The following is a 26,838-nucleotide window of genomic DNA, read 5'->3' as shown; positions in this document are numbered from 1 at the left end:
CTTCTTTGAAGGATTCCGCCGGGGAAGGAAAAGTTAAGCATGTTCAATAAAATCCTGATTGCCAACCGGGGCGAGATTGCCTGCCGGGTGATGGAAACGGCTCAGAAGATGGGCGTCTCCTGCGTGGCCGTTTATTCGGACGCTGACGCCGCCGCCAAGCACGTTCAAATGGCGGATGAGGCGGTGCATATCGGTGGTGCGGCACCGGCTGAAAGTTATCTGAAGGGGGATGTGATCATTCAGGCCGCGCTCGATACCGGCGCGCAGGCAATTCACCCCGGTTATGGCTTTCTGTCTGAAAACCCCGATTTCGTGGATGCTGTTGAGGCTGCGGGTCTGACCTTCATCGGCCCCTCGGCGGCAGCGATTCGCAAGATGGGCCTTAAGGACGCGGCTAAGGTGCTGATGGAACAGGCTGGAGTTCCGGTGGTTCCCGGATACCACGGTGACAATCAGGACGACGAACACCTTGCCGGAGCTGCTGATGCTATCGGCTATCCGGTGTTGATCAAGGCAGTTGCCGGCGGTGGCGGCAAAGGCATGCGCCTTGTGGAAAGGCCCGAGGATTTCGCAGCGGCTTTGGACAGTGCACGGGGTGAGGCACGCACAGCGTTTGGTAACGACGCCGTGTTGGTCGAGAAATTCGTCGCCAAACCGCGTCACATTGAAGTGCAGGTTTTCGGCGACGGTACAAACGCGGTCCATCTGTTTGAACGTGACTGTTCGCTGCAACGGCGACATCAGAAAGTGATCGAAGAAGCCCCGGCCCCCGGCATGACGACCGAGATGCGTGAGGCGATGGGGCAGGCCGGTGTGCGCGCGGCCGAGGCGATCGGGTACAAGGGGGCAGGGACGGTTGAGTTCATCGTCGATGCCTCGGACGGATTACGTCCGGACCGCTTCTGGTTCATGGAAATGAACACTCGATTGCAGGTGGAACACCCCGTTACCGAGGCGATCACCGGCATAGATCTGGTCGACTGGCAGCTGCGGGTTGCCTCAGGGGAACGCTTGCCCGCGCGGCAAGAGGAATTGGCGATTTCAGGTCATGCTTTCGAAGCGCGGCTTTATGCAGAAGACGTGCCAAAGGGCTTTTTGCCTGCCACCGGAACACTGACGCATCTGGAGTTTCCGAAAACGTGTCGCGCCGACAGCGGTGTTCGGGCCGGTGATACGATCAGCCCCTGGTATGATCCCATGATTGCCAAGGTTATCGTGCACGGTCCAACGCGTGAGGTCGCCTTGGCGTCGTTAAGCCGCGCATTGTCCGGAACCGAGGTCGCAGGCACCGTCACAAATCTGGCGTTCCTGGGTGAACTGGCGCGGCACAATGGCTTTGCTTCGGGGGACGTGGATACCGGGCTTATTGCCCGAGATCTTGATTCACTGGTGCAGGAGGTTTCGCCTGAACCGATACAGACAATCGCCGCTGCGATGGCTGCGTCTCAGTTGACGGATACTCAGGATGTCAGCGGCTTCGCCCTCTGGGCACCGTTGCATCGCGCTGTTCAATTAACTTGGGGCGGTGACGTTGTGAATCTGGATGTTCAGGTGCAATCTCCTGATCTGCAAAACTGGACAATCGACGATACCCGGTTTGTTGCAGAGCGGAGTGATGGTGTCTGGTGCTTAGGAGGTATGAAGTTGCCTCGGGTTGCAATCTCCGGTTCGGTCGCTACGGTTTTTGGCGCCAACGGGACGGTTTTTGGAATTGTTGATCCGCTTGACCGCGACACCAGTGCCACCGGTGATGTCAACGTGATCGAGGCGCCGATGCCGGGGTTGGTCAAGGCCGTCTTTGCGAAAGCAGGTCAAGCGGTCAAAGAAGGTGACCGGATGGCCATTCTGGAAGCCATGAAGATGGAGCATTCGTTGCTTGCGGCGCGCGATGGTGTCGTGGCGGAGGTGCTGACCGACGCGGGCAGTCAGGTTGAAGCCGGCGCGGCACTGGTGAGGTTGGAAGAAGTCGAGTGATCCGGCAATCCCGGTGTGATTAAAAGAACTTCGGAGGGAATAATGGGCGACCGCGTTGAAATTTTTGAAGTTGGCCCGCGCGACGGGTTGCAGAACGAGGCACGCGAAATTCCGGTCGCCAGCAAGGTCGCGTTGGTCGATTGTCTGAGCCGTGCTGGTTTCAGCCGGATCGAGGTTGCCAGCTTTGTCTCACCTAAATGGGTGCCACAGATGGCGGGCAGCGGCGAAGTTCTGGCGGGTATCACCCGTGCAGACGGCATTCGCTATGCGGCGTTGACCCCCAACATGCGCGGATATGAGGATGCGCTTGCTGCGAAAGCCGACGAGATTGCAGTATTTGCATCGGCGTCGGAGGGTTTCTCGAAAGCGAATATCAACGCGACAATTGAGGAATCGATAGAGCGGTTCGTGCCGATCCTCGAAGCCGCGCGTCACATCGATTTGCCGGTGCGCGGCTATGTCTCTTGCGTGACCGACTGCCCCTATGACGGTCCTACGCCGCCGGAAAAAGTGGCCGAAGTCGCGGATCTGCTGTTCTCGCACGGGTGTTATGAAATTTCGCTGGGCGATACGATTGGTCAGGCGACGCCGGACTCGATTGCACATATGCTTTTGGCCGTTCGCGAACGGGTGCCCGTAACCCGATTGGCGGGGCATTTCCATGACACGTCAGGGCGCGCCATAGACAACGTCGACGCCTCGTTGGCGCTGGGCGTGCGGGTGTTCGATGCAGCGGTTGGCGGTCTGGGGGGATGCCCCTATGCGCCGGGGGCTGCCGGAAACGTGGCGACCGAGGCGCTGGCTGCGCATCTTGAGCGGCTAGGATACGAGACCGGGCTTGACCTCGCGGTTATTGAGGAGGCGGCGACAATGGCGCGCGCCATGAGGCAGGAATAAGGGCAAGGCATGTTCGAAACGATCTCATTGGTGACTGATGAACGCGGTGTCGCGACGCTGACACTTAACCGTCCAGAAAAACACAACGCCATGTCTGCACAGATGATTTCTGAACTGACTGAGGCTGCTAAACGTCTTGCCGGGGATGATGCGGTGCGGGTCGTGGTTTTGACCGGCGCGGGCAAGACGTTTTGCGCGGGGGGCGACCTGGGATGGATGCAGGCCCAGATGGCGGCTGATCCCGACACCCGGTTTGCTGAGGCGCGCAAACTGGCCGAGATGTTGCAGGCGTTGAATACCTTGCCCAAACCGCTGATCGGCGCGTTGCAGGGCAATGCTTTTGGTGGCGGTGTAGGGATGGCATCTGTATGCGATGTGGCAATTGGCGTGAACAGCCTGAAAATGGGACTGACCGAGACTCGTCTGGGTCTGATCCCGGCCACGATCGGGCCATATGTAATAGCCCGGATGGGTGAAGCGCGGGCGAGGCGCGTGTTCATGTCCGCACGATTGTTTGACGCGTCCGAGGCGGTGGAGCTTGGACTTCTTGCAAAGGCGGTGCCGTCAGATGATCTGGCGGGCGCGGTCGAAGCCGAAGTGGTGCCATATTTGTCCTGCGCCCCCGGCGCGGTTGCATCGGCCAAGCAACTGATCGGGACACTTGGTCCTGGAATTGATGACAACGTGATCGACCAGACGATTCAGGCGCTGGTCGATCGCTGGGAAACGGACGAGGCCCACGAGGGGATCGAAGCGTTTTTCGAAAAAAGAAAACCTGCATGGAAAACTTAGGTTTAGCATCTGTTGCTCGAAAGTCGACAATCGCAAAACCAGTTGGAAATCTGTCCCGATTTGTTCCGAATAATGCGCCGGTGCGTGGTTGTGTTCGGTTGACCCTCTGACCCCGCGCGGATAGAGAATGTCCAGTCAACACGCCAATTGACGGCGCACCCTTTTGGGGCACGCGCAGGAAAGGAGCTATTCGTGGAAGACCTGTTGCGGGAGTATCTCCCGATCCTGGTGTTTCTTGCCGTTGCCGTAGGCCTTGGAATCGTCCTGATTCTTGCGGCTGTGGTTCTGGCCGTCCGCAATCCCGACCCCGAAAAGGTCAGCGCATATGAATGTGGGTTCAACGCCTTCGACGATGCGCGGATGAAATTCGACGTCCGATTCTATCTGGTCTCGATTCTTTTCATCATCTTCGATCTGGAAATCGCCTTCCTGTTCCCATGGGCCGTCGGGTTCAAGGACATCAGTGATGTGGGGTTCTGGTCGATGATGGTGTTCCTGGCAGTGCTGACCATTGGCTTTGCCTATGAATGGAAGAAAGGGGCCCTGGAATGGGAGTGATGACGGGCGCAAACACCGCCGGCGTCGACAAGGAAGTCGCCACCCAGGCCCTGAATGCCGAGTTGCAGGACAAAGGGTTCCTTCTGACCTCGACCGAAGACATTATTAACTGGGCCCGTACCGGCTCGTTGCACTGGATGACCTTTGGTCTGGCCTGCTGCGCGGTTGAGATGATGCACACCTCGATGCCGCGTTATGACGCGGAACGGTTCGGCATCGCCCCGCGCGCCTCTCCGCGTCAATCCGACGTGATGATCGTGGCCGGTACTCTGACCAACAAGATGGCCCCGGCGCTGCGCAAGGTCTATGACCAGATGCCCGAGCCGCGCTATGTGATCTCAATGGGGTCCTGTGCCAATGGCGGTGGTTACTATCACTATTCTTATTCAGTGGTACGCGGCTGTGACCGTGTCGTGCCGGTCGATATCTACGTCCCCGGCTGCCCTCCGACGGCTGAGGCGCTGCTGTACGGCCTGATGCAGCTGCAACGCAAAATCCGCCGCACCGGCACCATCGTACGCTGAGGAGAGAGCTGATGAGCGACGCACTCAAGGAACTCGGCGCGCAGTTGGAGCTGAAACGGGCCGATTGTGTTCTGTCCTGGGATGTGACCCATGGCGAACTGAATATCGATGTTGCCCCGTCAAACCTGGTGGAGTTCGTGGAGTTTCTGAAATCCGATCAGAACTGCAAGTTCTCATCACTGGTTGATATTACTGGCGTCGACTACCCCGAACGGGTCAAACGGTTCGACGTGGTCTATCACTTCCTGTCGATGTACCAGAACCAGCGTATCCGCCTGCGGGTGTCCATCCGTGAAGAGGACATGGTGCCCTCGATCGTGGACGTTCACCCCTCGGCCAACTGGTTCGAGCGTGAAGTATTCGATATGTTCGGGATCCTGTTCTCGGGTCACCCGGACCTGCGGCGTATCCTGACTGACTATGGTTTTCGCGGCCACCCTCTGCGCAAGGACTTCCCGACCACCGGCTATACCGAGGTGCGGTACGATGAGGCGCAAAAGCGCGTGGTCTACGAACCTGTCAGTCTGGTGCAGGAATACCGTCAGTTTGACTTCATGTCACCGTGGGAAGGTGCGAATTACATTCTGCCGGGGGATGAAAAGCAGGAGACCGAATAATGGGTGGCATCTGGTGGCTGATCCTGTCTGCGCTAACCATCATTCCGATGGTGAAGATATTGCCGTTTTTCGGGATCAACAAATACTGGTGCCTTCTTTGTCTGATCCCATTTGGCACGATTGCGTTGCTGTGGTGGGTTGGATTGAAACTGCAAGAGCTGGAGCGCCGTTGAGATGCTGATGCTGCTGGGGGAACTGTTCGCACTGGGTGCGCTGGGGGTCCTGCTGGCAGGGGCCGCAGCCAAAGCTGCCGAGGCGAAAAAGGTCCGGGTTCGGGCCGAAGCGAAAAAGAACAAACGGGGGCGTTGATGGACGGCTCAAGATACGATGACGGCAGCACGGACGCGCTGAGCGGAGAACAGAAGATCCGCAATTTCAATATTAACTTCGGCCCGCAACACCCTGCGGCACACGGAGTTTTGCGTCTGGTGCTTGAACTGGACGGCGAGATCGTCGAACGCTGCGACCCACATATCGGCCTGCTGCACCGCGGTACCGAAAAGCTGATGGAAAGCCGGACGTATCTGCAGAACCTGCCGTATTTTGACCGTCTGGACTATGTGGCCCCGATGAACCAGGAACACGCCTGGTGTCTGGCCATCGAAAAGCTGACCGGAGTCGAGGTGCCGCGCCGTGGGTCGCTGATCCGGGTGCTGTATTCCGAGATCGGGCGCATCCTGAACCACCTGCTGAACGTGACCACGCAGGCGATGGACGTCGGCGCGCTGACCCCGCCGCTTTGGGGCTTTGAAGAACGCGAAAAGCTGATGGTGTTCTATGAGCGGGCCTGTGGCGCCAGACTTCATGCGGCCTATTTCCGCCCGGGCGGTGTGCATCAGGACCTGCCGCCGGAATTGCTGGATGATATCGAGGCGTGGAGTCACGAATTCCCGGCAGTTCTCGATGATATCGACGGTCTGCTGACAGAAAACCGCATCTTCAAGCAGCGCAACGCTGATATCGGTGTCGTGACCGAAGACGATATCCAGAAATATGGTTTCTCGGGTGTTATGGTGCGTGGGTCTGGTCTGGCATGGGACCTGCGTCGCGCGCAGCCCTATGAATGCTATGACGAGTTCGAGTTTCAGATCCCCGTCGGCAAGAATGGCGACTGCTATGACCGTTACCTCGTCCGCATGGAAGAGATGCGCCAGTCGCTGCATATCATCCGTCAGGCCATCGCCAAGCTGCGTGACTGCCCGGGCGACGTTCTGGCACGCGGCAAGATCACCCCGCCGAAACGCTCGGACATGAAGACTTCGATGGAAAGCCTGATCCATCACTTCAAGCTTTACACCGAAGGTTTCCACGTCCCAGCGGGCGAAGTGTATGCCGCCGTCGAGGCCCCCAAGGGCGAGTTTGGCGTTTATCTGGTCGCCGATGGCACCAACAAACCCTACCGCGCCAAACTGCGCGCGCCGGGTTTCCTGCATCTGCAAGCCATGGACCACGTCGCCGGAGGGCACCAGCTGGCTGACGTCGCCGCCATCATCGGCACCATGGACGTCGTATTTGGAGAGATTGACCGCTAATGCTCCGCCGTCTTCATCCCGAACAACCCGAAAGCTTTGCCTTCACCGCTGCTAACCAGCAATGGGCCGAAGCGCAGATCACCAAGTACCCCGAGGGGCGTCAGGCCAGCGCGGTCATCCCGCTGCTGTGGCGCGCGCAGGAACAAGAGGGCTGGTTGACCCGTCCGGCGATCGAATCCGTCGCTGACATGCTGGGCATGGCCTATATCCGCGTGCTTGAGGTTGCGTCCTTCTACTTCATGTTCCAGCTGCAACCGGTTGGGTCTGTCGCGCATATTCAGGTGTGCGGCACCACGTCGTGCATGATCTGCGGGGCTGAGGATTTGATCGCGGTCTGCAAGGAAAAGATCGCCGCCAAGCCGCATGAGCTGTCCGCAGATGGCAAGCTCAGCTGGGAAGAGGTGGAATGCCTCGGGTCCTGCACCAATGCGCCGATGGCTCAGATCGGCAAAGATTATTATGAAGATCTGACTGCTGATAGCTTTGGCAAAATCCTTGATGATCTGGCGGCGGGCAAGGTGCCGACACCGGGGCCGCAGAATGGCAGGTATGGGGCCGAACCACTCAAGGGGTTGAGCAGCCTCAAGGACTATGAAAGCGGCAAGACACAGTACAATGCCAGCGTGCAACTGGCCGCAGACATTGGCGACACCGTCAAGCGGATCGACGGGACCGAGGTTCCGATCCTGACCCCTTGGCTGGGCAAGGATGGTAAGGCCGCGGCGACAAAGGCGGCGCCGAAGCCGCCCAAGGCTCCGGCTCCGGCGAAACCTGCGGTGAAACAGGCTGAAGAGGCGCGGGCGGCAAAGGAAGATCAGCCCGAAACTCTGACCGGCCCTCGTGACGGGAAAGCCGACGATCTGAAGATGCTGAAGGGCGTTGGTCCCAAGCTGGAAGAGACGCTGAATGAGCTGGGTTTTTACCACTATGACCAGATCGCGGCCTGGACTGCGGAAAACGTGGCATGGGTAGATGCGCGGCTGAAGTTCAAGGGCCGGATCGAGCGTGATGGATGGATCGAACAGGCCGGAAAACTTGCGGCGGGTGAGGAAACCGAATTCGCCAAACGTGCCAAGGAAGACGGCACTTACGAAGACTGAATGACGGTGCCCATCCGGGGCATCAGGGTGAGATGGACAAGGACAAGGAACAGGCCATAGCCCGCAAGGGCCGCCATATCGGCATCGTCATCGCTGTGACGATGGCGCTTTGGCTTGCCATGAACTTGTTCATCGGTCCCGCACTGGAACTGACGACGCGACATGCACTGCTGTTTGATTTTGCCGCTCTGGCAGGGTTCATCTATGCAGGCGTCAACATTTTTCAACTCTGGCGCATGCGTCAGGATAGCCAAAGGTAAGTAGCGATGCTGAAGGATCAGGACCGGATCTTTACCAACATCTACGGGATGCACGAGCGTACGCTGAAAGGCGCGCAGGCCCGGGGGCATTGGGACGGCACCGCTGGCCTGATCGACAAGGGGCGCGACTGGATTATCCAGACCATGAAGGACTCTGGCCTTCGTGGACGCGGAGGCGCTGGTTTCCCGACGGGTCTGAAATGGTCATTCATGCCCAAGGAAAGCGATGGTCGTCCGGCCTATCTGGTTGTGAACGCGGATGAATCCGAACCCGGCACCTGTAAGGACCGCGAGATCATGCGCCATGATCCACATACGCTGATCGAAGGTTGCCTGATCGCATCTTTCGCGATGAACGCGCATACCTGCTATATCTACCTACGCGGCGAATATATCCGTGAGCGTGAGGCGCTGCAGGCCGCGATTGACGAAGCCTATGACGCCGGTCTGCTGGGCAAGAACGCCGCCGGGTCGGGCTGGGATTTCGACCTGTTCCTGCATCATGGGGCAGGGGCCTATATCTGCGGTGAGGAAACCGCTCTGATCGAAAGCCTTGAGGGCAAGAAGGGTATGCCGCGGATGAAACCTCCGTTCCCTGCGGGCGCGGGGCTTTATGGCTGCCCTACCACTGTGAACAACGTTGAATCCATCGCTGTCGTGCCGACGATCCTGCGCCGTGGTGCCGACTGGTTCGCGGGTTTTGGCCGCCAGAACAACGCGGGCACCAAGCTGTTTGCGATCTCGGGCCATGTCAACAACCCTTGTGTCGTCGAAGAGGCGATGTCGATTTCCTTTGAAGAGCTGATCGAAACCCATTGCGGCGGAATTCGCGGTGGATGGGATAACCTGCTGGCAGTTATCCCCGGGGGATCGTCGGTGCCTTGCGTGCGTGGTGAGAACATGCGCGATGCGATTATGGATTTCGACTACTTGCGCGGCGAATTGGGCTCGGGCCTGGGTACGGCGGCTGTGATCGTCATGGACAAGTCCACCGACATCATCAAGGCAATCTGGCGTCTATCGAAGTTCTACAAGCACGAAAGTTGCGGTCAGTGCACGCCTTGCCGCGAAGGCACCGGCTGGATGATGCGTGTCATGGACCGGCTGGTGCGTGGTGAGGCCGAGCTGGAAGAGATCGACATGCTGTTCGACGTGACCAAGCAGGTCGAAGGACACACGATTTGCGCCTTGGGCGACGCGGCTGCCTGGCCGATCCAGGGCCTGATCCGCAACTTCCGGGATGAAATCGAGGACCGCATCAAGGCCCAGAAATCGGGCCGAATGGGTGCGATGGCAGCGGAGTGAACCTGATGGATATCTTTGCCGAATATTCCCATGCGATTGCCTCGCTGATGATCTTTACTTTGATTGTTTTGGCCCTCTCGCCGTTTTCGGCTCTGGCCAAGGCAGGCAAGGGGCTGGCACCGGGCGCGACACCGGAGCAAGATTATTCGGATAAAGCCTACCGTTTGAACAGGGCATACCTGAACGGAACCGAAACGCTGCCCGCCTATCTGGCGGTCACGGTGGCCGCGATCCTGCTTGGGGCCAGCCCGGTTTGGGTTAACCTGCTGGCATCGCTGGTACTGGTTGCGCGGGTTGTCATGCTGGTGATCCACCTGCGTGGTATCGGGAAACCCCACAGCGGGCTGCGGTCGGTTTTCTACGTGATCGGATGGGCCTGCATGGTCGTTCTGGCACTGATGGCACTGGTGGCGGCGTTTTGATTCAGCCTGACGGATATCATCTGGCGGAACTGAACGTGGGCCGCCTGCTGGCACCCACGGACGATCCGCGTGTGGCCGAGTTCATGGCGAACCTTGATCGCGTGAACGGGCTGGGCAAGCGTATGCCCGGTTTCGTCTGGATGATGGAAGGATCGGGTGAACCGGGTACCGGGAACACCGAAAACGCCATCGGCGATGACCCGCAATTCGTCGCCAATCTGACAGTCTGGGAAGATGTGCAGAGCCTTGAAAAGTTTGTCTGGGGGACAATTCACAAACAGTTCTACGAACGCCGTCAGGAGTGGTTCGAAGTTCTGGGGCAAATGCACTTTGCGATGTGGTGGGTACCAGCCGGTCACAAACCCTCGCTTGATGAGGCAGTCGAACGGCTTGAACATCTGCGTTCAAATGGTCCCAGCGACCATGCCTTTGGCTGGAATGAACTGAAACAAGCCACCCAATGGCGCAACAACGTTTGCGCCCCGGTAGCAGCGGAGTGAGAGCGATGAAGATCATATCGCAAAACCAAACCGTTGCGCCGGACCATCCGGCCCATGCTGCTGAACCGGAGATCTGCTGCCATGAATAAACATATCTCAGCCCTTGGACTGATCGCCGCGCTGGCCATTGTCGCAAGTTGCGGACGAGGATCGAACGATCAGGTCCTGTTCGACGGTCACGCGTTTCGAACCAAGGCCAAAGTTGTCGACAAGAAGGTGACGCTTGCGGATTTCACGGTGACCGTGGATGGCGCTTCAGTGTCGCTGGATGGTGCACGCGAAGCCGGCCGCTTTGAAGGAACCAAATACTGCATCGCCAATTACGGCTCGTCCAAGATCGACTGGAAGGTTGGACCGGACACCGATCCTAAGAACCTGCGCATTGTGGATGACACGCTGACTTTTGCAGGAACCTGCCAAAGACCATGAGCGGTGTTTTTGCATATCATCTGAGGCAAGGCCCGATGTTATTGAATAGCGTGGCCAAATCCTTTCGCTTGGGAAAACCCAAGACGAAAGGAATTGCCATGTCTGGTTTCAAGATTGCCGTATTGTCCGCTTTGCTGATCGCTCCGACGTTCGCACAAGCCAAGCCGCCCTTGCGCGAAGTCAAAGAGATCGACAACGAACTCTACTACATCGCCATTGCAAATGAGATTTCTGAGTACTGCGACGATATCAGTGGACGCAGACTCAAGGCGATCGGGGTGATGTGGGGTTTGAAGTCAAAGGCCAATAAACTGGGTTATTCGGATGCGGAAATCCGCGCCTATGTGGAATCCGATGCCGAAAAGGCACGGATGCGGACCAAGGGCGAGTCCTACCTGGCCCAGCACGGCGTTTCCTACGGGCAGCCACAGACATTCTGCACGCTGGGGCGGGCAGAGATTGAAAGAAACAGCGCCATTGGCGTGTATTTGAGGGCGAACTAGACCATGTCTGACCTCCGCAAAGTCAATATCGACGGGCAGGAAATCGAAGTCGACGGCGCGATGACCCTGATCCAGGCCTGCGAAGAGGCCGGGGTCGAGGTGCCGCGCTTCTGCTATCACGAGCGCCTGTCGATTGCCGGGAACTGCCGGATGTGTCTGGTGGAGGTTGTTGGCGGCCCGCCCAAACCTGCGGCCTCTTGCGCCATGCAGGTCCGCGATCTGCGTCCGGGGCCTGAAGGACAGGCGCCGGAGGTCAAGACAAACTCGCCCATGGTCAAGAAAGCCCGCGAAGGGGTGATGGAGTTCCTGCTCATCAACCACCCGCTGGATTGCCCGATCTGCGATCAGGGCGGTGAATGCGACCTGCAGGATCAGGCGATGGCCTATGGTGTGTCGGGCTCGCGCTTCAAGGAAGCCAAGCGTGCGGTCGATGATCTGGATCTGGGGCCGTTGGTCGGCACTGCGATGACCCGCTGCATCAGTTGTACCCGTTGTGTGCGCTTCACGACCGAAGTGGCTGGAATCACTCAGATGGGTCAGACCGGACGTGGCGAGGATGCCGAGATCACCTCGTATCTGAACCAGACGCTGGATTCGAACCTGCAGGGTAATATCATCGACCTGTGCCCGGTTGGGGCGTTGACATCAAAGCCATATGCCTTCACTGCGCGTCCTTGGGAACTGACCAAGACCGAGAGCATCGACGTGATGGATGCCTTGGGTTCGAACATTCGTGTGGATACCAAGGGGCGCGAAGTGATGCGCTTTTTGCCGCGTAACCATGACGGCGTGAACGAGGAATGGATCAGCGACAAGACCCGCTTTGTGTGGGACGGTCTGCGTCGTCAGCGTTTGGACAAGCCTTACGTGCGCGAAAACGGCAAGCTGCGCCCGGCGACATGGCCCGAAGCACTGACCAAAGCGGCTGAGGCACTGAAAGGGGCTGAGAAGCCCGCAGGGATCGTCGGTGATCTGGCACCGGTCGAGGCTATATTTGCCCTGAAACAGATGATCGAAGGGCAGGGCGGTGTTGTTGAATGCCGCACTGACGGGGCCAAGCTGCCTGCGGGTAACCGGGGCGCTTATGCCGGGACCGCAGCGATTGAGGATATCGACGCTGCCGAACGTATCCTTCTGATCGGAACCAACCCGCGCGAAGAGGCACCTGTCCTGAATGCGCGCATCCGCAAGGCATGGGCGCATGGGGCTGAGGTCGCTCTGGTTGGCCCGGCTGTGGACCTGACTTATGGCTATCACCATGTCGGAGATGATCGCGCGGCGCTGCAACAGGTCGTGGACATGGGTGGCGACGATGTGATCAAGGGCAAACGCTCGTTGGTTATTGTCGGGCAAGGCGCACTGCAAGAGGCCGACGGCGCTGCTGTTCTGGCCGCCGCGCAGGCCATAGCTGCCAATACAGAAAGCGGCTTGATCGTTCTGCACACCGCCGCCGCGCGCGTGGGTGCCATGGATGTGGATGCCACCAACGAGGATGGCATGGACGCCGTCAGCGCGGCGGATGTGATCTATAACCTCGGGGCGGATGAGGTCGAAATCGGTGAGGGCGCTTTTGTCATCTATCAGGGCAGCCACGGCGATCGGGGCGCGCACCGCGCTGATGTGATCCTGCCGGGTGCGGCCTATACCGAAGAAAACGGCCTGTTCGTCAACACCGAAGGCCGCCCGCAACTCGCGATGCGCGCAGGCTTTGCTCCGGGTGAGGCAAAGGAAAACTGGGCCATCCTGCGAGCGTTGTCCGCGGAACTGGGGGCGACATTGCCCTTCGACTCGCTGGCGCAATTGCGCACTGCCCTGCTCGAGGCGGTTCCGCATCTGGCTCGTATCGACGAGGTGATCGAGAACGAAATTCAGCCGTTGGATGCCGCGCCACTGGGCAAAGCGACGTTCCGCAATGCGGTCACGGATTTTTATCTGACCAACCCGATTGCACGCGCCTCGCAACTGATGGCGGAACTATCCGCGCAGGCTCAGGCCCGCAAGAACCAGAAGATCGCGGCGGAATGAACCAGAGCTGTTTCATATCGCTCTCTGACACCTGTGCTGTGCTAAGTGGCGCAGGCAACAGAGAATTGCGCGTGAAACGCAACAATAAGGGTGGCGCAACGGCTGCAGATGCTGTTTACACCAACGCGCCGACCCAGCCGCAGTTTGCGCAGGCACATGGCCTTTGCAACGCCCGCGGAAAACGGAATACCCACGGTGTGAGGACCAATGGCTGAATTCTTTAACACCCCAGGCGGAATAGCCATCATCATTCTGGCGCAAGTGCTTGCAGTCGTTGCCTTTGTGATGATCTCGCTGTTGTTCCTTGTGTATGGCGACCGCAAGATCTGGGCCGCAGTTCAGATGCGCCGAGGCCCCAACGTTGTGGGCGTCTATGGCATCCTGCAATCGGTGGCGGACGCGCTGAAATATGTGGTGAAAGAGGTCGTGATCCCCGCGGGTGCTGACCGCACGGTTTTCATCCTTGCTCCGCTGACATCCTTCGTACTGGCGATGATCGCCTGGGCGGTGATCCCGTTCAACGATGGCTGGGTTCTGTCGGATATCAACGTTGCCATCCTCTATGTTTTTGCTGTGTCTTCGTTGGAAGTTTATGGCGTGATTATGGGCGGTTGGGCGTCGAACTCAAAGTACCCGTTCCTGGGTTCGTTGCGTTCTGCGGCGCAGATGATCTCGTATGAGGTCTCTATCGGCCTGATCATCATCGGCATCATCATTTCGACCGGTTCGATGAATTTCGGAGACATCGTCCGGGCACAGGATGGCTCGTTCGGCTTCTTCAGCTGGTATTGGCTGCCGCACTTCCCGATGGTCTTCCTGTTCTTCATCTCGGCGCTTGCAGAGACCAATCGCCCCCCATTCGACCTTCCGGAAGCGGAATCAGAACTGGTTGCCGGCTATCAGGTCGAATACTCGGCCACACCTTTCCTGTTGTTCATGGCGGGTGAGTACATCGCAATCTTCCTGATGTGCGCGCTGACGTCGCTGCTGTTCTTCGGTGGCTGGCTGTCCCCGATTCCAGGCCTGCCCGATGGCGTGCTGTGGATGGTGGCGAAGATGGCGTTCTTCTTCTTCATCTTCGCGATGGTCAAGGCGATCACGCCTCGCTACCGCTATGACCAGCTAATGCGGTTGGGCTGGAAAGTATTCCTGCCGTTCTCGCTGGTCTGGGTGGTGTTCGTGGCCTTTGCGGCGAAATTCGACTGGTTCTGGGGTGCGTTCGCCCGTTGGAGCGTAGGAGGCTGATCATGACCCAAATCGACTACACCCGCGCTGCCAAATATTTTCTGCTGCAGGATTTCTGGGTCGGCATGAAGCTGGGGCTGAAGTATTTCTTCGCCCCCAAAGCCACCATCAACTATCCGCACGAAAAGGGGCCGCTGTCCCCGCGCTTTCGCGGTGAGCATGCTCTGCGCCGTTATCCCAACGGCGAGGAACGCTGCATCGCCTGCAAACTGTGCGAAGCCGTCTGCCCGGCACAAGCCATCACCATCGATGCCGAACCGCGCGAAGACGGCAGCCGCCGCACCACGCGCTATGACATCGACATGACCAAATGCATCTATTGCGGCTTCTGTCAGGAAGCTTGCCCGGTCGATGCTATCGTCGAAGGTCCGAACTTCGAATTCGCGACTGAGACCCGCGAAGAGTTGTTCTACGACAAGCAGAAACTGCTGGATAACGGCGAACGCTGGGAAGCCGAGATCGCTCGCAATCTGGAAATGGACGCGCCGTACAGATGAGTGACACGCCCCAAAATCCGTTTGAGCTGATGATGAAGCAGGCTCAGGAAATGGCCAAGGCGATGAACCCGGCGATGGAGAATTTTTCGCCCAAAGGGTTCGAGGCACTGTGGCCGACCATGCCGAAAGAGGTCATGGAGATGATGTTCGGCAACACCGTCAACAAAGACGGGCTGGATGCCAAAACCCGCCTGCTGCTGACACTGGCCGGGCTGACCTGTCAGGGCGCTCAGGCGGACTCGGCGGTGCGTCAGACCGTGCGCCACGCGCTTGAGGCTGGTGCCAAGAAACAAGAGATCGTGGAAACGATCGGTCAGATGTCGGTCTTTGCCGGCATCCCGGCCATGACCCGTGCGCTGGATCTGGCGCAAGAAGTCATGGGCGATAACGAGGATGAGGATCAATGACCGTCTTTGCCTTCTATCTGTTTGCCATCAGCGCCATCACCGGCGGGCTGTTCACGGTGATCAGCCGCCAGCCGGTGCATTCGGTGCTGTGGCTGATCCTGTCCTTCCTTTCCTCGGCGGGCCTGTTTGTTCTGCTGGGGGCCGAGTTCGTGGCGATGCTGCTGATCATCGTCTATGTGGGCGCGGTCGCGGTTCTGTTCCTCTTCGTGGTGATGATGCTGGACGTGGACTTTGCCGAGCTGAAGGCCGAGATGGCGCGCTATATGCCGCTGGCGCTGTTGATCGGATTGGTGATCCTGATGCAGTTCGTCATGGCCATCGGAGCATGGGACAGCGCGCAGGGTGCTGCGGCTAACCTAGCACAGCCGGTTCCGGCGGACCGCCACAACACTGAGGCGCTCGGCGTCATTCTTTACGATCAATACTTCCTTCTGTTCCAACTGGCGGGCCTGATCCTGCTGGTGGCCATGATCGGCGCCATCGTTCTGACGCTGCGCCACCGTCAGGACATCAAGCGTCAGGACATCGTCGGCCAGATGATGCGTGACCCGGCCAAGGCGATGGAGCTGAAGGATGTGAAACCGGGGCAGGGACTTTGAGACGATGATCGGACTTGAACACTATCTTACGGTCGCGGCGACGCTGTTCGTCATCGGCATCTTCGGTCTCTTCCTGAACCGCAAGAACGTCATCATCCTGCTGATGAGCATCGAATTGATGCTGCTGGCGGTGAATATCAACCTGGTGGCGTTTTCCAGTTTCCTCGGCGATCTGGTCGGGCAGGTGTTTACGCTGTTTGTGCTGACCGTGGCGGCGGCCGAGGCGGCGATCGGGCTGGCCATTCTGGTCTGCTTCTTCCGCAACCGCGGCACCATCGCGGTTGAAGACGTCAATATGATGAAGGGGTAAGGGAACATGGAAACTACCATCCTCTTTGCCCCGCTCGTGGGCGCTATCCTATGCGGGTTCGGTTGGAAGTTCATTGGCGAAAAAGCTGCCATGTGGACCGCGACTGGGCTGCTGTTTCTGGCCTGTCTGCTCAGCTGGATCGTGTTCTTCACCTTCGACGGGCACACCCAGCAGATCGAGATCATGCGCTGGATCGAAAGCGGTTCGCTGTCGACAAGCTGGGCGATCCGTCTAGACCGCCTGACCGCGATCATGCTGATCGTGGTGACAACCGTTTCGGCGCTGGTGCACCTCTATTCCTTCGGCTACATGGATCACGATCCGCAATGGCGCGAAGGCGAAAGCTATAAGCCCCGTTTCTTTGCCTATCTCAGCTTCTTTACCTTCGCGATGCTGATGCTGGTGACGTCGGACAACCTGGTTCAGATGTTCTTTGGTTGGGAGGGCGTGGGTGTCGCATCCTACCTGCTGATCGGGTTCTACTATCGCAAACCGTCAGCCAACGCCGCTGCCATCAAGGCTTTTGTCGTCAACAGGGTGGGTGACTTTGGCTTTGCACTGGGGATTTTTGCGCTGTTTTTCCTGACCGACAGCATCAATTTTTCCGACGTGTTTGCCGCCGCACCGTCACTGGCGGAAAGCAAGCTGACCTTCCTGTGGGGCGAGTGGTCTTCGATCGAGGTCGTCTGCGTGTTGCTGTTCATCGGTGCGATGGGCAAGTCAGCGCAATTGATCCTGCACACCTGGTTGCCGGACGCGATGGAAGGCCCGACGCCCGTGTCGGCGCTGATCCACGCTGCGACAATGGTGACGGCGGGTGTGTTCCTGGTATGCCGGATGTCGCCGTTGTTCGAGTTCGCGCCGGGTGCTGCGGGTTTCGTGACCGTGCTGGGTGCCTCGACTGCATTCTTTGCTGCGACCATTGGTTTGGTTCAGACGGACATCAAACGTGTCATCGCTTATTCGACCTGCTCTCAGCTGGGGTACATGTTTGTGGCTGCTGGTGTGGGCATGTACTCGGCGGCAATGTTCCACCTGTTCACGCACGCCTTCTTTAAGGCCCTGCTGTTCCTTGGTGCCGGTTCGGTCATCCACGCGATGCATCACGAGCAGGACATGATGAACTATGGCAATCTGCGGAAAAAGATTCCCTATACCTTCTGGGCGATGATGATCGGCACTTTGGCCATCACTGGGGTTGGTATCCCGCTGACGACCTTTGGTTTTGCCGGGTTCCTGTCCAAGGATGCCATTATCGAGAGTGCCTATGCGGGTGGTTCGGCCTATGGCTTCTGGCTGTTGGTAATCGCGGCAGCGTTCACTTCGTTCTATTCGTGGCGCCTGATCTTCCTGACCTTCTATGGTGAGGAGCGCGGAGACAAGCATACGCACGAACATGCGCATGAAAGCCCGATGTCCATGCTGGTTCCGCTGGGTGTTCTGTCATTGGGTGCCGTGTTTGCGGGTATGATCTGGTACGGCAACTTCTTTGGCCATGCGGATCAGGTCGGGAAATTCTACGGAATCCCGATGAGCGGCGCTGAGGTGCACGCAGATGCGGGCGATCATGGCGAAAGCAAAGGGCATGGTGAAGAAGAGCACGGTGACGAAGCTGCAGCCACGCACGGTGAAGAAGCTGGCCATGGCGAAGAAACCGCGCATGCGGCGACGTCGGATGAAGGACATGGTGAGGCCGTTGCAGATGATGGCCACGGCAAGGCCGCTGATGGGCACCATGCATCCTTTGCAGGTAAGCCGGGTGAAGGCGCGATCTATATTTCGCCAGACAATCATGTGCTTGATGATGCACATGCCGCACCGAAATGGGTGAAAGTGTCACCGTTCATCGCGATGGTCCTGGGCTTTGCACTGTCTTACCTCTTCTACATCGTGAATCCTTCGTTGCCGGGGCGTCTGGCGGAAAACCAGCGCCATCTGTACCAGTTCCTGCTGAACAAGTGGTATTTTGATGAGATTTACGACGCAGTTTTCGTCAAGCCGACACTGGCCTTGGGGCGGTTCCTGTGGAAGCGCGGTGACGGCAACACAATCGACGGCTTCCTGAACGGAGTAGCAATGGGCGTTGTACCCTTCTTTACCCGCCTCGCAGGCAAGGCGCAGACGGGTTACATCTTTACTTACGCCTTCTGGATGGTTCTGGGCATTGCCGCCCTAGTCACCTGGATGTCGATCGGCGGAGGCGCTCACTGATGGACAATATCCTATCCATTGTCACATTCATTCCCGCCATCGCGGCGCTGATACTGGCGCTGTTTCTGCGGGGGGAAGATGCTGCCGCGCAACGGAACGCGAAATGGGTTGCACTGGTTGCAACGACCGTGACGTTCCTGGTGTCGATTGGCATCTATACCGACTTTGATCCGTCGAATACCGGCTTCCAGATGGTGGAAGAGGGTAAGTGGCTGATGGGCCTTAAGTACAAGATGGGTGTGGACGGTATCAGCGTTCTTTTCGTTCTTCTGACCACGTTCATCATGCCACTGACCATTCTGGCCAGCTGGAACGTGACTGACCGCGTCAAGGAATACATGATCGCCTTCCTGCTGCTGGAAACACTGATGCTGGGCGTGTTCATGGCGCTGGATCTGGTGCTGTTCTACCTGTTCTTCGAAGCGGGCCTGATTCCGATGTTCCTGATCATTGGTATCTGGGGCGGCAAGGAACGCATTTATGCCAGCTTCAAGTTCTTCCTATATACCTTCCTCGGCTCGGTGCTGATGCTGGTCGCCATGGTGGCGATGTATGCGGATGCGGGCACAACCGACATTGAAGCGTTGATGAGCCATCAGTTCTCGTCCGAAAGCTTCAGTGTTCTGGGCATCTACGTCGTTGGCGGGATGCAGACACTGATGTTCCTGGCCTTCTTTGCTTCGTTTGCGGTGAAAATGCCGATGTGGCCGGTGCATACCTGGTTGCCCGATGCCCACGTTCAGGCGCCGACTGCCGGTTCCGTGGTTCTGGCCGCGATCCTATTGAAAATGGGTGGATACGGTTTCCTGCGTTTCTCGTTGCCGATGTTCCCGGTGGGATCAGCTGTGATGACGGACCTTGTGCTGTGGATGTCAGCGATTGCCGTCGTCTACACCTCGCTGGTTGCGCTGGTGCAGGAGGACATGAAAAAGCTGATCGCCTATTCCTCGGTCGCGCATATGGGTTTTGTCACGATGGGGATCTTTGCGGCGAACCAGCAGGGCGTGGATGGGGCGATTTTCCAGATGCTCAGCCACGGCTTCATCTCCGCTGCTCTCTTCCTCATCGTCGGTGTGATCTATGACCGGATGCACACCCGCGATATTGAGGCGTATGGCGGACTGGTGATCAGGATGCCTGCATATGCGCTGGTCTTCATGCTGTTTACCATGGCCAATGTAGGGCTGCCCGGTACCTCTGGATTTGTCGGCGAATTCCTGACGCTTATGGGGGCGTTCCAGGTCAATACGTGGGTCACCGCAGTAGCGGCTTCGGGCGTGATCTTCTCGGCCGGTTATGCGCTGTGGCTTTATCGGCGGGTCGTCTTTGGCGACCTGATCAAGGAAAGCCTCAAGTCGATCACCGACATGAGCACGCGTGAGCGTGTGGTGTTTGCTCCGTTGATCGTCATGACCATTCTGCTGGGCGTTTACCCGTCGCTGGTGACCGATGTGATCGGCAACTCTACTGCAGCGCTGATTTCGAACTATGACACGGCTCTGGCCGCGGCTGAGGCCGCGACCCAGGTTGCCGCTTCGCATTAAGGGGGCTTTGGAGACATGATCCAAGCTGATCTGATTGTAATTCTGCCGGAAATCGTTCTGGCGATCTATGCGATGGCGGCGCTGATCGGGGCTGTCTATACCTCGAAGGACGCGCTGGGGCCGCTGTTGGTCTGGACCACCGCTGGCCTTATGGTTTTGCTGTCTTTCTGGATCGCAACGCAAGGTGGTGGCACCAAGGTGGCATTCAACGGAATGTTCACCGATGACAGTTTCGCCCGTTTTGCGAAGGTGGCGATCCTGCTTTCCGCAGCAGCGGTTCTGGTGATGAGTCAGGAATACATGGCGCGCCGGGGTCTATTGCGGTTTGAATACCCCATTCTGATCGCGCTTGCCGCAGTCGGCATGATGATGATGGTCAGCGCCAGCGATTTGATGTCGCTTTACATGGGGCTGGAACTGCAATCGTTGTCACTTTACGTGGTTGCTGCCCTGCGCCGAGACAGTGCCAAATCGACCGAAGCTGGCTTGAAGTATTTTGTGCTTGGCGCGCTCAGCTCGGGGCTGTTGCTCTATGGTGCATCGCTTGTCTATGGCTTTACCGGCACCACCCTGTTCTCGGGCATCATTCAAACGGTCAATGAGGGAGAGGTTTCTGTTGGCCTGCTGTTTGGTCTGATCTTCCTGATATCAGGTCTGGCCTTCAAAGTATCCGCGGTTCCGTTCCACATGTGGACACCGGATGTTTACGAAGGGTCGCCCACACCGATTACCGCGTTCTTTGCAACCGCGCCGAAGGTCGCCGCGATGGCGTTGTTCGCGCGTGTTCTTCACGACGCCTTTGGCTCTGTTGTCTCGGATTGGCAGCAGGTCATCGTGCTGTTGTCGGTTCTGTCCATGTTCCTTGGCGGTATCGCTGCCATCGGGCAACGGGATATCAAACGGCTTATGGCGTATTCTTCGATTGCGCATATGGGCTATGCCCTGATCGGGTTGGCCGCGGGTACGGAAATGGGCGTCAAGGCGATGCTGCTGTATCTGGCAATCTACATCACAATGAACGTTGGCACCTTCGCCTTTATCCTGATGATGGAGCGCGATGGGCAGCCAGTTACCGATATCGACGCGCTGCGTCAGTATTCGCGCCGCGATCCGGGTAAGGCATTGGCGGTTCTGATCCTGATGTTCAGCCTTGCCGGTGTTCCGCCGATGTTGGGCTTTTTTGCCAAATTTGGCGTCTGGCAGGCTGGTGTCGATGCGGGTCTGACCGGTCTGGTCATTGCCTCTGCCATCGCCTCAGCCATCGGTGCGTTCTACTACCTGCGGATCGTATTCTACATGTACTTCGGAGAAGAAAACGAGGATCCGATCGAGACCAACTCATCTCCCGTTCTTTGGGGTGCGCTGATGGGGTCGGCGGCATTGATGCTGTTTGGTGTGTTCTATCAGTTTGGTGTTGAAGGCGCGGCAGCAGCCGCGGCAGCAACGCTTGTCAACTAAGAGAAACCGAAACAACATTGGGGGGCTCGGTCACATGACCGGGCCTTTTTGACATGAGTGACTGGCCACAGGGGTATGGGCTGCATGTCCTGCAGGAAGTAGACAGCACCCTGAGTGAAGCCGCCCGGATCGCGCCCTCTGCACAAGGCCCGGTGTGGATTATGGCGCACCACCAGACGGCCGCCCGTGGGCGGCGCGGGCGCGCATGGGCGAACCCCAAAGGCAATCTGGCAGCCACATTGCTTTTGCCCCCGGACGGCTCGCCTGAGCGTGCGGCGCTGCGCAGTTTTGTGGCCGCACTCGCGTTGTTCGATGCCTGTGTCGCGGTAACCGGGCGTGCTGCGGGGTTGTCGCTGAAATGGCCCAACGATGTTCTGCTGAATGGCGGGAAACTGGCGGGAATTCTGTTGGAAAGCACTGGGCAGGGCAACGGCGTCACCCATCTGGCCATCGGTATCGGTGTTAACCTGACCGAGGCCCCGAGTGTGGACGCGGTTGAACCAGGCGCGGTTCGCCCCGTCTCGTTGTTGTCCGAAACCGGAGCGCAGGTCGAGCCAGAGGACTTTCTGACCGAACTGGCCGCCGCATACGACCGCTACGAGGTTCAGTTCAACACTTATGGGTTCGAGCCCATCCGAACCGCGTGGCTGGCCCGTGCGGCCCGTCTGGGAGAGATCATTACCGCCCGCACCGCGGCGTCGGAAACAGTGGGTACGTTCGAAACGGTGGACGCGCAGGGCAACCTTGTCTTAAACACCGCCAAGGGTCGCGTCGGAATTCCCGCCGCGGACATATATTTCTAAGGGGGCGCAAATGCTTCTGGCCATTGACTGCGGTAATACCAATACGGTGTTCTCGATCTGGGACGGCGAGGAATTTCTGTGCACTCTGCGCACTTCGACCCATCATGCGCGGACGGCAGATGCCTATTTTACTTGGTATTCGACATTGGTGCGGCACTACGGAATCGACGCGCAGATCACGGATGTCATCATCGCATCAACTGTTCCACGCGTCGTGTTCAACCTGCGCGTATTTGCGGATCGGTTCTTTGGCTGCCGCCCGCTAGTGGTAGGCAAGCCCGACTGCCTGTTGCCAGTCAATCCGCGCGTCGATGAAGGCACCCATCCCGGGCCGGACCGGCTGGCCAATGCAGCGGGGGCATTCGACCGGCACGGCGGAAACATCGTCGTCGTTGATTTCGGTACAGCGACAAACTTTGATGTAGTAGCCGCTGACGGGGCTTATGTCGGTGGGATTATTGCCCCCGGCGTGAACCTCAGCCTTGAGGCGTTGCATCAAGGGGCTGCGGCCTTGCCCCATATCGACGTCACCCGCCCGGAAAAAGTGATCGGAACAAACACCGTCGGCTGTATTCAGTCCGGCGTCTACTGGGGGCATTCGGGCCTGATCGAGGGGCTGATCTCCCGTATCAAGGCCGAATATGGAATGCCAATGAAGGTAGTCGGAACTGGGGGGCTTGCGCCCTTGTTCGATCAGGCAGATGTAGGTTTCGACGCAATCGAAGACGATCTGACGATGCACGGGCTGACCGTGATTCATCGCTATAACAAGGATAATGGCTCGGAATGAGCAGTGACAGATTGATTTACCTGCCCCTTGGCGGCGCGGGCGAAATTGGCATGAACGCCTATGTATACGGCTATGGCAAACCCGGGAAAGAAAGGCTGATCCTTGTGGATCTGGGTGTTGCATTCTCGGATATGGACACCTCGCCCGGTGTTGATCTGATATTCGCGGATGTCACATGGTTGAAAGAAAACGCCGATCGGTTGGAGGCGATTTTCATCACCCACGCGCACGAGGATCACATAGGCGCAGTGGCGCATTGCTATGACGCACTCAATGTGCCGGTCTATGCGCGCACCTTCACCGCCAATATCGCTCGGCGTAAGATGGAAGAGCATGGCCAGCCGCCCGAGGCTGTTCACACGGTTTCCAGCTGGCCTGAACAGGTTTCCGCAGGGCCGTTCACTGTTGGGTTTCTGGCGGTGTCGCATTCAATCCCTGAAAGCGCTGGTCTGGTCATCGATACTCCGGCCGGGCGTATCGTGCATACCGGTGACTTCAAACTGGATACGGATCCAGTGGTGGGCGAAGCGTTCGACGCGGAGCTATGGGCCGAGGTTGCGAAACCGGGTGTCAAAGCACTTGTTTGCGACAGTACGAATGTGTTCTCGACCCATCCCGGACGCTCAGAATCCGAGGTTGGGCCGGAGATCGTCAAACTGGTCGAAAGCGCAGCCGGAATGGTTGTCGCCACGACCTTTGCCTCCAATGTCGCACGCGTGAAAACTCTGGCCGAGGCTGGGGAACGGGCAGGGCGGTCTGTTGTTTTGTTGGGTCGCGCTATGCGTCGAATGATCGAGGCGGCGACTGAGACGGGCATATTATCCGACTTTCCGCGTGTCATCAGCGCGGAAGAGGCCGTGGACCTTCCGCGACAAAACCTCATGTTGATCGTAACCGGCAGTCAGGGCGAACGACGCGCTGCCAGCGCGCAACTGGCCCGGGGAAAGTATCGCGGTCTGGAGGTCAAAGAAGGCGATCTGTTCCTGTTTTCGTCCAAGACCATTCCGGGCAACGAGCGCGGCGTGATCCGTATCATGAACCAGTTCAGTGAAAAGGGCGTGGACGTGGTAGACGACAGTTCCGGCCGCTATCACGTTTCAGGTCACGCGAACCGTCCTGATCTGGAAAAAGTTCATGCACTGATTAATCCGCAAATGGTGATCCCGATGCACGGCGAGCATCGCCATCTGCGAGAGCACGTGAAGCTTGCCGAAAGCGGCGGGCGTGCCGGAATTCTGGCGGTAAACGGCATGATGCTGGACCTGTCCGGCAATTCGCCCACCGTTGCCGAATATGTTGAAACCGGACGCACCTATCTGGACGGGTCGGTCAAAATCGGTGCGATGGACGGCGTGGTTCGGGATCGCATTCGAGTGGCTTTGAACGGTCATGTGACCATAACGGTTATACTGGATGAAGAGGACGAGCCGCTTGGCGAGCCGTGGTGCGATACGATCGGCCTGCCGGAAACCGGTTCTTCGCGCGCGGCATTGGTCGAGGTGCTGGAAGAAGATCTGAACCAGTTCCTTATGCGAGCCGGGGCCAAGACGATGCGTGACGATGACAAGCTTGAGGGGGAACTGCGCCGGATCGCGCGTCAGACTTCGCAAGCCGAGATAGGTAAGAAACCCGAAGTCACGGTGGTTGTCAGTCGCATGCGATGAGGCGGCGCACCAATTGGTGCGCCACATCCTCGCAGGCAGTCCGGTCAGTCCAGTTCTGGCATTGGATAACCTCTGAGACGCAGGAACAGGCTGGCCTCTTCATTGTTGAGGAAGAATGGGACCGACAGGGGCGGCGCGCGGTCTTTCACGCGCTCGCCAATCTCAGCCAGAACGACTTCGGTAATGAAAGGAAGATCAAATTCTCGGGCTTCACTGAGTTTGATCCATTGCAGATGCGATAACTCATCCGAGGCACGGGCGAAATCGTCAAGATCGCCCTTAATTTCATCCGCATCCACCAGAAAAAACCGAGCGTCAAATCGCCGTGGGCGTCCGGGGGGCGTCAGGGCCCGGAACACAAACTGAAGGGCGTTTGCGGCTGGTTGATAACCCATGTCCGCAAAACCGGTCCAATCCTCGGGGATGTCCCCGGTCCATGAACCACGGCGTCCTAAAATCAGCCCCGTTTCCTCCCATAGCTCGCGGATTGCTGCGACGGCCAAAGCGTCTTGCAACCCATCTTCGGCTTTTTCAGAAAGCCGGTCGAAGCAAACCGATGGAAGCGGCGTGGCCAATGGAATATCTGCATCCGCCGCATCGACCGCACCACCGGGAAAGACAAATTTGTTGGGCATGAACGCAGCCTTCGCCCCGCGTTGCCCCATCAGAATTGCCGGTTCAGTCATGCGATCACGTAGAACGATCACCGTTGCGGCGTTTCGAATTGCGGTTTTGTCTGTGCTCATTTCCCCTCCTGCCTGTTGAAAGGGGTTAGTCGGATTTTCCGAACCCGTGCATGCGGCGCGCCCATTGATAAGCGACGACCACCCCCTTCAGCCTCGGTAGAAGGTAGAGGGAGAGCGCCAGGCAACCAAGAGCAAAGATCAAAAACAGCGTAAGCGGTTCGGGTCGCCAGTGAACGTAGGATACGTGCAGAGCGGGGGCCATAAGGTGGCCAACGATCAGGATTGTCAGATATGCTGGTCCATCATCCGCGCGATGGTGGAACAGTTCCTGCCCACAATGTGCGCACCCGTCGTTTACCTTCAGGTAGCTGTGCAGCAGCTTTCCCTTGCCACAGTTCGGGCACCTGCAACGAAATCCTTTGACGATGGCCGGCCATGTGGGGCGCTCGTCCGTTGCCGATGCGTCGATTGAGTGATCTGTCATAGTGATACTCGTGCGTTGGAATGGGGCGATATTGCACATGTTTGCTGGCGATGGGAATGAGCCTGCAGGGGTGTTGCGTCGTGATGCCGCGAAAATAGAGGTTTCAGAGTCAGTTTCAATAGATCCGGTTTTGGCAAAAAAATATTTCCAAATGGCGACGGAATTCTGACTGTGCTGCGTTTGAATAGGTAGAAACGGCGGCACAGGGTCGCCGCAATTTGGGGAAATCGCCATGAAACACTCGAGCTTTATTTCGGCAATCGTTCTTTCCGCAGTTGCCTTCACCGGCACTAGCGCATTGGCAATGGGACCGCGGGGCGGGGCACCGGCATCCTTTGAAGAACTGGACGCCGACGGGAATGGCGAAGTGACAAAGGCAGAGCTGGAGGCGCATCGCGCCAGCCGGTTTTCTGATGCGGATACCGATGGTGACGGTAAACTGAGTGTCGAGGAAATGCAGGCGGCCGCGCAGAAAAAGGTAAATGACCGCGTCGCAAAGATGTTCGAACGTCGGGACGCCAACAATGACGGGTTTTTGAGCGAAGATGAAATGCCGAAACCGCGCCGCGCCGACAAGATGTTTGATCGTGTTGATGCAGACGGAAATGGTACCATATCGGAACAGGAATATGCAGACGCGCGCGAAAGAATGGGCAAACATCGCAAGAAGCATGGCCAGGGTGGTGCTGACAAGAACTGATG

At 58.0% G+C, this 26,838-nt stretch carries 31 protein-coding genes; 29 read left to right on the top strand and 2 right to left on the bottom strand.

Features of this window, described 5'->3' with window-relative positions; all coding sequences use genetic code 11:
- Positions 1-39 precede the first annotated feature (39 nt).
- From ACR0NW_RS02920 to ACR0NW_RS02785, 28 genes are all read left to right on the top strand, one after another.
- Positions 40-1,974 (top strand): acetyl/propionyl/methylcrotonyl-CoA carboxylase subunit alpha, encoded by a 1,935-nt coding sequence (locus ACR0NW_RS02920; protein WP_480448923.1) that lies wholly within the window; start codon positions 40-42, stop codon positions 1,972-1,974.
- 42 nt (positions 1,975-2,016) lie between these two features.
- The gene (locus ACR0NW_RS02915) at positions 2,017-2,871 is read left to right on the top strand and encodes a hydroxymethylglutaryl-CoA lyase (RefSeq protein ID WP_480448924.1); all 855 of its coding nucleotides are present in this window, start codon (positions 2,017-2,019) and stop codon (positions 2,869-2,871) included.
- Positions 2,872-2,880: 9 nt separating this feature from the next.
- Complete coding sequence (locus tag ACR0NW_RS02910) at positions 2,881-3,663, top strand: crotonase/enoyl-CoA hydratase family protein (RefSeq protein WP_480448925.1); 783 nt, start codon at positions 2,881-2,883, stop codon at positions 3,661-3,663.
- A 192-nt stretch (positions 3,664-3,855) separates the two neighbouring features.
- Entirely contained in the window at positions 3,856-4,221 is a 366-nt protein-coding gene (locus ACR0NW_RS02905) for an NADH-quinone oxidoreductase subunit A (RefSeq protein WP_170325678.1), read from the top strand.
- Positions 4,212-4,745: a NuoB/complex I 20 kDa subunit family protein gene (locus ACR0NW_RS02900; RefSeq protein WP_010442777.1), complete on the top strand. Its 534-nt coding sequence runs from the start codon at positions 4,212-4,214 to the stop codon at positions 4,743-4,745. Before ACR0NW_RS02905 ends, ACR0NW_RS02900 begins: the two co-directional genes overlap by 10 nt.
- Positions 4,746-4,756: 11 nt before the next feature.
- Complete coding sequence (locus ACR0NW_RS02895) at positions 4,757-5,362, top strand: NADH-quinone oxidoreductase subunit C (RefSeq protein ID WP_480448926.1); 606 nt, start codon at positions 4,757-4,759, stop codon at positions 5,360-5,362.
- A complete protein-coding gene (locus ACR0NW_RS02890) occupies positions 5,362-5,535 on the top strand; it encodes a hypothetical protein (RefSeq protein ID WP_170433422.1) in 174 nt (57 codons plus the stop codon). Before ACR0NW_RS02895 ends, ACR0NW_RS02890 begins: the two co-directional genes overlap by 1 nt.
- A gap of 1 nt (position 5,536) precedes the next feature.
- Positions 5,537-5,671 carry a hypothetical protein gene (locus ACR0NW_RS02885; protein ID WP_480448927.1) on the top strand — a complete coding sequence of 45 codons (135 nt, stop codon included), beginning with the start codon at positions 5,537-5,539 and terminating at the stop codon, positions 5,669-5,671.
- A complete protein-coding gene (locus ACR0NW_RS02880; RefSeq protein WP_480448929.1) occupies positions 5,671-6,894 on the top strand; it encodes an NADH-quinone oxidoreductase subunit D in 1,224 nt (407 codons plus the stop codon). The genes ACR0NW_RS02885 and ACR0NW_RS02880 overlap by 1 nt, the downstream gene beginning before the upstream one ends.
- Complete coding sequence (nuoE, locus tag ACR0NW_RS02875; protein ID WP_480448931.1) at positions 6,894-7,994, top strand: NADH-quinone oxidoreductase subunit NuoE; 1,101 nt, start codon at positions 6,894-6,896, stop codon at positions 7,992-7,994. Before ACR0NW_RS02880 ends, nuoE begins: the two co-directional genes overlap by 1 nt.
- A gap of 32 nt (positions 7,995-8,026) precedes the next feature.
- A complete protein-coding gene (locus ACR0NW_RS02870) occupies positions 8,027-8,254 on the top strand; it encodes a DUF5337 domain-containing protein (RefSeq protein ID WP_480448933.1) in 228 nt (75 codons plus the stop codon).
- Positions 8,255-8,260: 6 nt separating this feature from the next.
- Entirely contained in the window at positions 8,261-9,559 is a 1,299-nt protein-coding gene (nuoF, locus tag ACR0NW_RS02865) for an NADH-quinone oxidoreductase subunit NuoF (RefSeq protein WP_480448935.1), read from the top strand.
- A gap of 5 nt (positions 9,560-9,564) precedes the next feature.
- On the top strand, positions 9,565-9,981 hold the full coding sequence (locus ACR0NW_RS02860; protein ID WP_480448937.1) for an MAPEG family protein: 417 nt from the start codon (positions 9,565-9,567) through the stop codon (positions 9,979-9,981).
- A complete protein-coding gene (locus ACR0NW_RS02855) occupies positions 9,978-10,481 on the top strand; it encodes a DUF3291 domain-containing protein (RefSeq protein WP_480448939.1) in 504 nt (167 codons plus the stop codon). Before ACR0NW_RS02860 ends, ACR0NW_RS02855 begins: the two co-directional genes overlap by 4 nt.
- Positions 10,482-10,562: 81 nt before the next feature.
- A complete protein-coding gene (locus ACR0NW_RS02850) occupies positions 10,563-10,910 on the top strand; it encodes a hypothetical protein (protein WP_480448941.1) in 348 nt (115 codons plus the stop codon).
- A gap of 98 nt (positions 10,911-11,008) precedes the next feature.
- Positions 11,009-11,413, top strand: coding sequence for a DUF5333 domain-containing protein (locus tag ACR0NW_RS02845; RefSeq protein ID WP_480448943.1), 405 nt, complete (start codon positions 11,009-11,011; stop codon positions 11,411-11,413).
- A 3-nt stretch (positions 11,414-11,416) separates the two neighbouring features.
- The gene (nuoG, locus tag ACR0NW_RS02840; RefSeq protein WP_480448945.1) at positions 11,417-13,438 is read left to right on the top strand and encodes an NADH-quinone oxidoreductase subunit NuoG; all 2,022 of its coding nucleotides are present in this window, start codon (positions 11,417-11,419) and stop codon (positions 13,436-13,438) included.
- A 207-nt stretch (positions 13,439-13,645) separates the two neighbouring features.
- Complete coding sequence (gene nuoH, locus ACR0NW_RS02835) at positions 13,646-14,683, top strand: NADH-quinone oxidoreductase subunit NuoH (RefSeq protein WP_170650675.1); 1,038 nt, start codon at positions 13,646-13,648, stop codon at positions 14,681-14,683.
- A 2-nt stretch (positions 14,684-14,685) separates the two neighbouring features.
- The gene (gene nuoI / locus ACR0NW_RS02830) at positions 14,686-15,180 is read left to right on the top strand and encodes an NADH-quinone oxidoreductase subunit NuoI (protein WP_170348157.1); all 495 of its coding nucleotides are present in this window, start codon (positions 14,686-14,688) and stop codon (positions 15,178-15,180) included.
- Positions 15,177-15,587 carry a carboxymuconolactone decarboxylase family protein gene (locus tag ACR0NW_RS02825; protein ID WP_170494155.1) on the top strand — a complete coding sequence of 137 codons (411 nt, stop codon included), beginning with the start codon at positions 15,177-15,179 and terminating at the stop codon, positions 15,585-15,587. The genes nuoI and ACR0NW_RS02825 overlap by 4 nt, the downstream gene beginning before the upstream one ends.
- Positions 15,584-16,186, top strand: a complete 603-nt coding sequence (locus tag ACR0NW_RS02820) for an NADH-quinone oxidoreductase subunit J (protein WP_170650674.1) — start codon at positions 15,584-15,586, stop codon at positions 16,184-16,186. The genes ACR0NW_RS02825 and ACR0NW_RS02820 overlap by 4 nt, the downstream gene beginning before the upstream one ends.
- 4 nt (positions 16,187-16,190) lie before the next feature.
- Positions 16,191-16,496: an NADH-quinone oxidoreductase subunit NuoK gene (nuoK, locus tag ACR0NW_RS02815; protein ID WP_005984024.1), complete on the top strand. Its 306-nt coding sequence runs from the start codon at positions 16,191-16,193 to the stop codon at positions 16,494-16,496.
- Positions 16,497-16,502: 6 nt separating this feature from the next.
- Entirely contained in the window at positions 16,503-18,707 is a 2,205-nt protein-coding gene (gene nuoL / locus ACR0NW_RS02810; RefSeq protein WP_480448948.1) for an NADH-quinone oxidoreductase subunit L, read from the top strand.
- Positions 18,707-20,251 carry an NADH-quinone oxidoreductase subunit M gene (locus ACR0NW_RS02805; RefSeq protein ID WP_170650672.1) on the top strand — a complete coding sequence of 515 codons (1,545 nt, stop codon included), beginning with the start codon at positions 18,707-18,709 and terminating at the stop codon, positions 20,249-20,251. The genes nuoL and ACR0NW_RS02805 overlap by 1 nt, the downstream gene beginning before the upstream one ends.
- 15 nt (positions 20,252-20,266) lie before the next feature.
- On the top strand, positions 20,267-21,709 hold the full coding sequence (gene nuoN, locus ACR0NW_RS02800) for an NADH-quinone oxidoreductase subunit NuoN (RefSeq protein ID WP_480448950.1): 1,443 nt from the start codon (positions 20,267-20,269) through the stop codon (positions 21,707-21,709).
- Between the two features lie 53 nt (positions 21,710-21,762).
- Complete coding sequence (locus tag ACR0NW_RS02795) at positions 21,763-22,512, top strand: biotin--[acetyl-CoA-carboxylase] ligase (protein WP_480448952.1); 750 nt, start codon at positions 21,763-21,765, stop codon at positions 22,510-22,512.
- A 10-nt stretch (positions 22,513-22,522) separates the two neighbouring features.
- Positions 22,523-23,302, top strand: a complete 780-nt coding sequence (locus tag ACR0NW_RS02790; protein WP_170650669.1) for a type III pantothenate kinase — start codon at positions 22,523-22,525, stop codon at positions 23,300-23,302.
- Positions 23,299-24,966, top strand: a complete 1,668-nt coding sequence (locus ACR0NW_RS02785; protein ID WP_480448954.1) for a ribonuclease J — start codon at positions 23,299-23,301, stop codon at positions 24,964-24,966. The genes ACR0NW_RS02790 and ACR0NW_RS02785 overlap by 4 nt, the downstream gene beginning before the upstream one ends.
- 44 nt (positions 24,967-25,010) lie before the next feature.
- Here the strand turns inward: ACR0NW_RS02785 and ACR0NW_RS02780 are convergent, their stop codons facing one another.
- Positions 25,011-25,712 carry an NUDIX hydrolase gene (locus tag ACR0NW_RS02780; protein ID WP_480448956.1) on the bottom strand — a complete coding sequence of 234 codons (702 nt, stop codon included), beginning with the start codon at positions 25,710-25,712 and terminating at the stop codon, positions 25,011-25,013.
- 25 nt (positions 25,713-25,737) lie between these two features.
- Positions 25,738-26,136, bottom strand: coding sequence for a DUF983 domain-containing protein (locus ACR0NW_RS02775; protein WP_480448958.1), 399 nt, complete (start codon positions 26,134-26,136; stop codon positions 25,738-25,740).
- A gap of 232 nt (positions 26,137-26,368) precedes the next feature.
- Here ACR0NW_RS02775 and ACR0NW_RS02770 point away from each other — a divergent pair, with 232 nt between their 5' ends.
- A complete protein-coding gene (locus ACR0NW_RS02770; protein ID WP_480448960.1) occupies positions 26,369-26,836 on the top strand; it encodes an EF-hand domain-containing protein in 468 nt (155 codons plus the stop codon).
- Positions 26,837-26,838: the final 2 nt, after the last annotated feature.

The sequence above is a fragment of the Ruegeria sp. CF5 genome (assembly GCF_056537325.1).
Note: the sequence above shows the minus strand (reverse complement) of the source record. Positions and strands in the feature narration are given on the sequence as shown.

Coding starts and splice junctions, on each gene's coding strand:
- ACR0NW_RS02920 (WP_480448923.1), top strand. CDS start 40: ATGTTCAATAAAATCCTGATTGCCAACCGGGGCGAGATTGCCTGCCGG.
- ACR0NW_RS02915 (WP_480448924.1), top strand. CDS start 2,017: ATGGGCGACCGCGTTGAAATTTTTGAAGTTGGCCCGCGCGACGGGTTG.
- ACR0NW_RS02910 (WP_480448925.1), top strand. CDS start 2,881: ATGTTCGAAACGATCTCATTGGTGACTGATGAACGCGGTGTCGCGACG.
- ACR0NW_RS02900 (WP_010442777.1), top strand. CDS start 4,212: ATGGGAGTGATGACGGGCGCAAACACCGCCGGCGTCGACAAGGAAGTC.
- ACR0NW_RS02895 (WP_480448926.1), top strand. CDS start 4,757: ATGAGCGACGCACTCAAGGAACTCGGCGCGCAGTTGGAGCTGAAACGG.
- ACR0NW_RS02890 (WP_170433422.1), top strand. CDS start 5,362: ATGGGTGGCATCTGGTGGCTGATCCTGTCTGCGCTAACCATCATTCCG.
- ACR0NW_RS02885 (WP_480448927.1), top strand. CDS start 5,537: ATGCTGATGCTGCTGGGGGAACTGTTCGCACTGGGTGCGCTGGGGGTC.
- ACR0NW_RS02880 (WP_480448929.1), top strand. CDS start 5,671: ATGGACGGCTCAAGATACGATGACGGCAGCACGGACGCGCTGAGCGGA.
- nuoE (WP_480448931.1), top strand. CDS start 6,894: ATGCTCCGCCGTCTTCATCCCGAACAACCCGAAAGCTTTGCCTTCACC.
- ACR0NW_RS02870 (WP_480448933.1), top strand. CDS start 8,027: ATGGACAAGGACAAGGAACAGGCCATAGCCCGCAAGGGCCGCCATATC.
- nuoF (WP_480448935.1), top strand. CDS start 8,261: ATGCTGAAGGATCAGGACCGGATCTTTACCAACATCTACGGGATGCAC.
- ACR0NW_RS02860 (WP_480448937.1), top strand. CDS start 9,565: ATGGATATCTTTGCCGAATATTCCCATGCGATTGCCTCGCTGATGATC.
- ACR0NW_RS02850 (WP_480448941.1), top strand. CDS start 10,563: ATGAATAAACATATCTCAGCCCTTGGACTGATCGCCGCGCTGGCCATT.
- ACR0NW_RS02845 (WP_480448943.1), top strand. CDS start 11,009: ATGTCTGGTTTCAAGATTGCCGTATTGTCCGCTTTGCTGATCGCTCCG.
- nuoG (WP_480448945.1), top strand. CDS start 11,417: ATGTCTGACCTCCGCAAAGTCAATATCGACGGGCAGGAAATCGAAGTC.
- nuoH (WP_170650675.1), top strand. CDS start 13,646: ATGGCTGAATTCTTTAACACCCCAGGCGGAATAGCCATCATCATTCTG.
- nuoI (WP_170348157.1), top strand. CDS start 14,686: ATGACCCAAATCGACTACACCCGCGCTGCCAAATATTTTCTGCTGCAG.
- ACR0NW_RS02825 (WP_170494155.1), top strand. CDS start 15,177: ATGAGTGACACGCCCCAAAATCCGTTTGAGCTGATGATGAAGCAGGCT.
- ACR0NW_RS02820 (WP_170650674.1), top strand. CDS start 15,584: ATGACCGTCTTTGCCTTCTATCTGTTTGCCATCAGCGCCATCACCGGC.
- nuoK (WP_005984024.1), top strand. CDS start 16,191: ATGATCGGACTTGAACACTATCTTACGGTCGCGGCGACGCTGTTCGTC.
- nuoL (WP_480448948.1), top strand. CDS start 16,503: ATGGAAACTACCATCCTCTTTGCCCCGCTCGTGGGCGCTATCCTATGC.
- ACR0NW_RS02805 (WP_170650672.1), top strand. CDS start 18,707: ATGGACAATATCCTATCCATTGTCACATTCATTCCCGCCATCGCGGCG.
- nuoN (WP_480448950.1), top strand. CDS start 20,267: ATGATCCAAGCTGATCTGATTGTAATTCTGCCGGAAATCGTTCTGGCG.
- ACR0NW_RS02795 (WP_480448952.1), top strand. CDS start 21,763: ATGAGTGACTGGCCACAGGGGTATGGGCTGCATGTCCTGCAGGAAGTA.
- ACR0NW_RS02790 (WP_170650669.1), top strand. CDS start 22,523: ATGCTTCTGGCCATTGACTGCGGTAATACCAATACGGTGTTCTCGATC.
- ACR0NW_RS02785 (WP_480448954.1), top strand. CDS start 23,299: ATGAGCAGTGACAGATTGATTTACCTGCCCCTTGGCGGCGCGGGCGAA.
- ACR0NW_RS02780 (WP_480448956.1), bottom strand. CDS start 25,712: ATGAGCACAGACAAAACCGCAATTCGAAACGCCGCAACGGTGATCGTT.
- ACR0NW_RS02775 (WP_480448958.1), bottom strand. CDS start 26,136: ATGACAGATCACTCAATCGACGCATCGGCAACGGACGAGCGCCCCACA.
- ACR0NW_RS02770 (WP_480448960.1), top strand. CDS start 26,369: ATGAAACACTCGAGCTTTATTTCGGCAATCGTTCTTTCCGCAGTTGCC.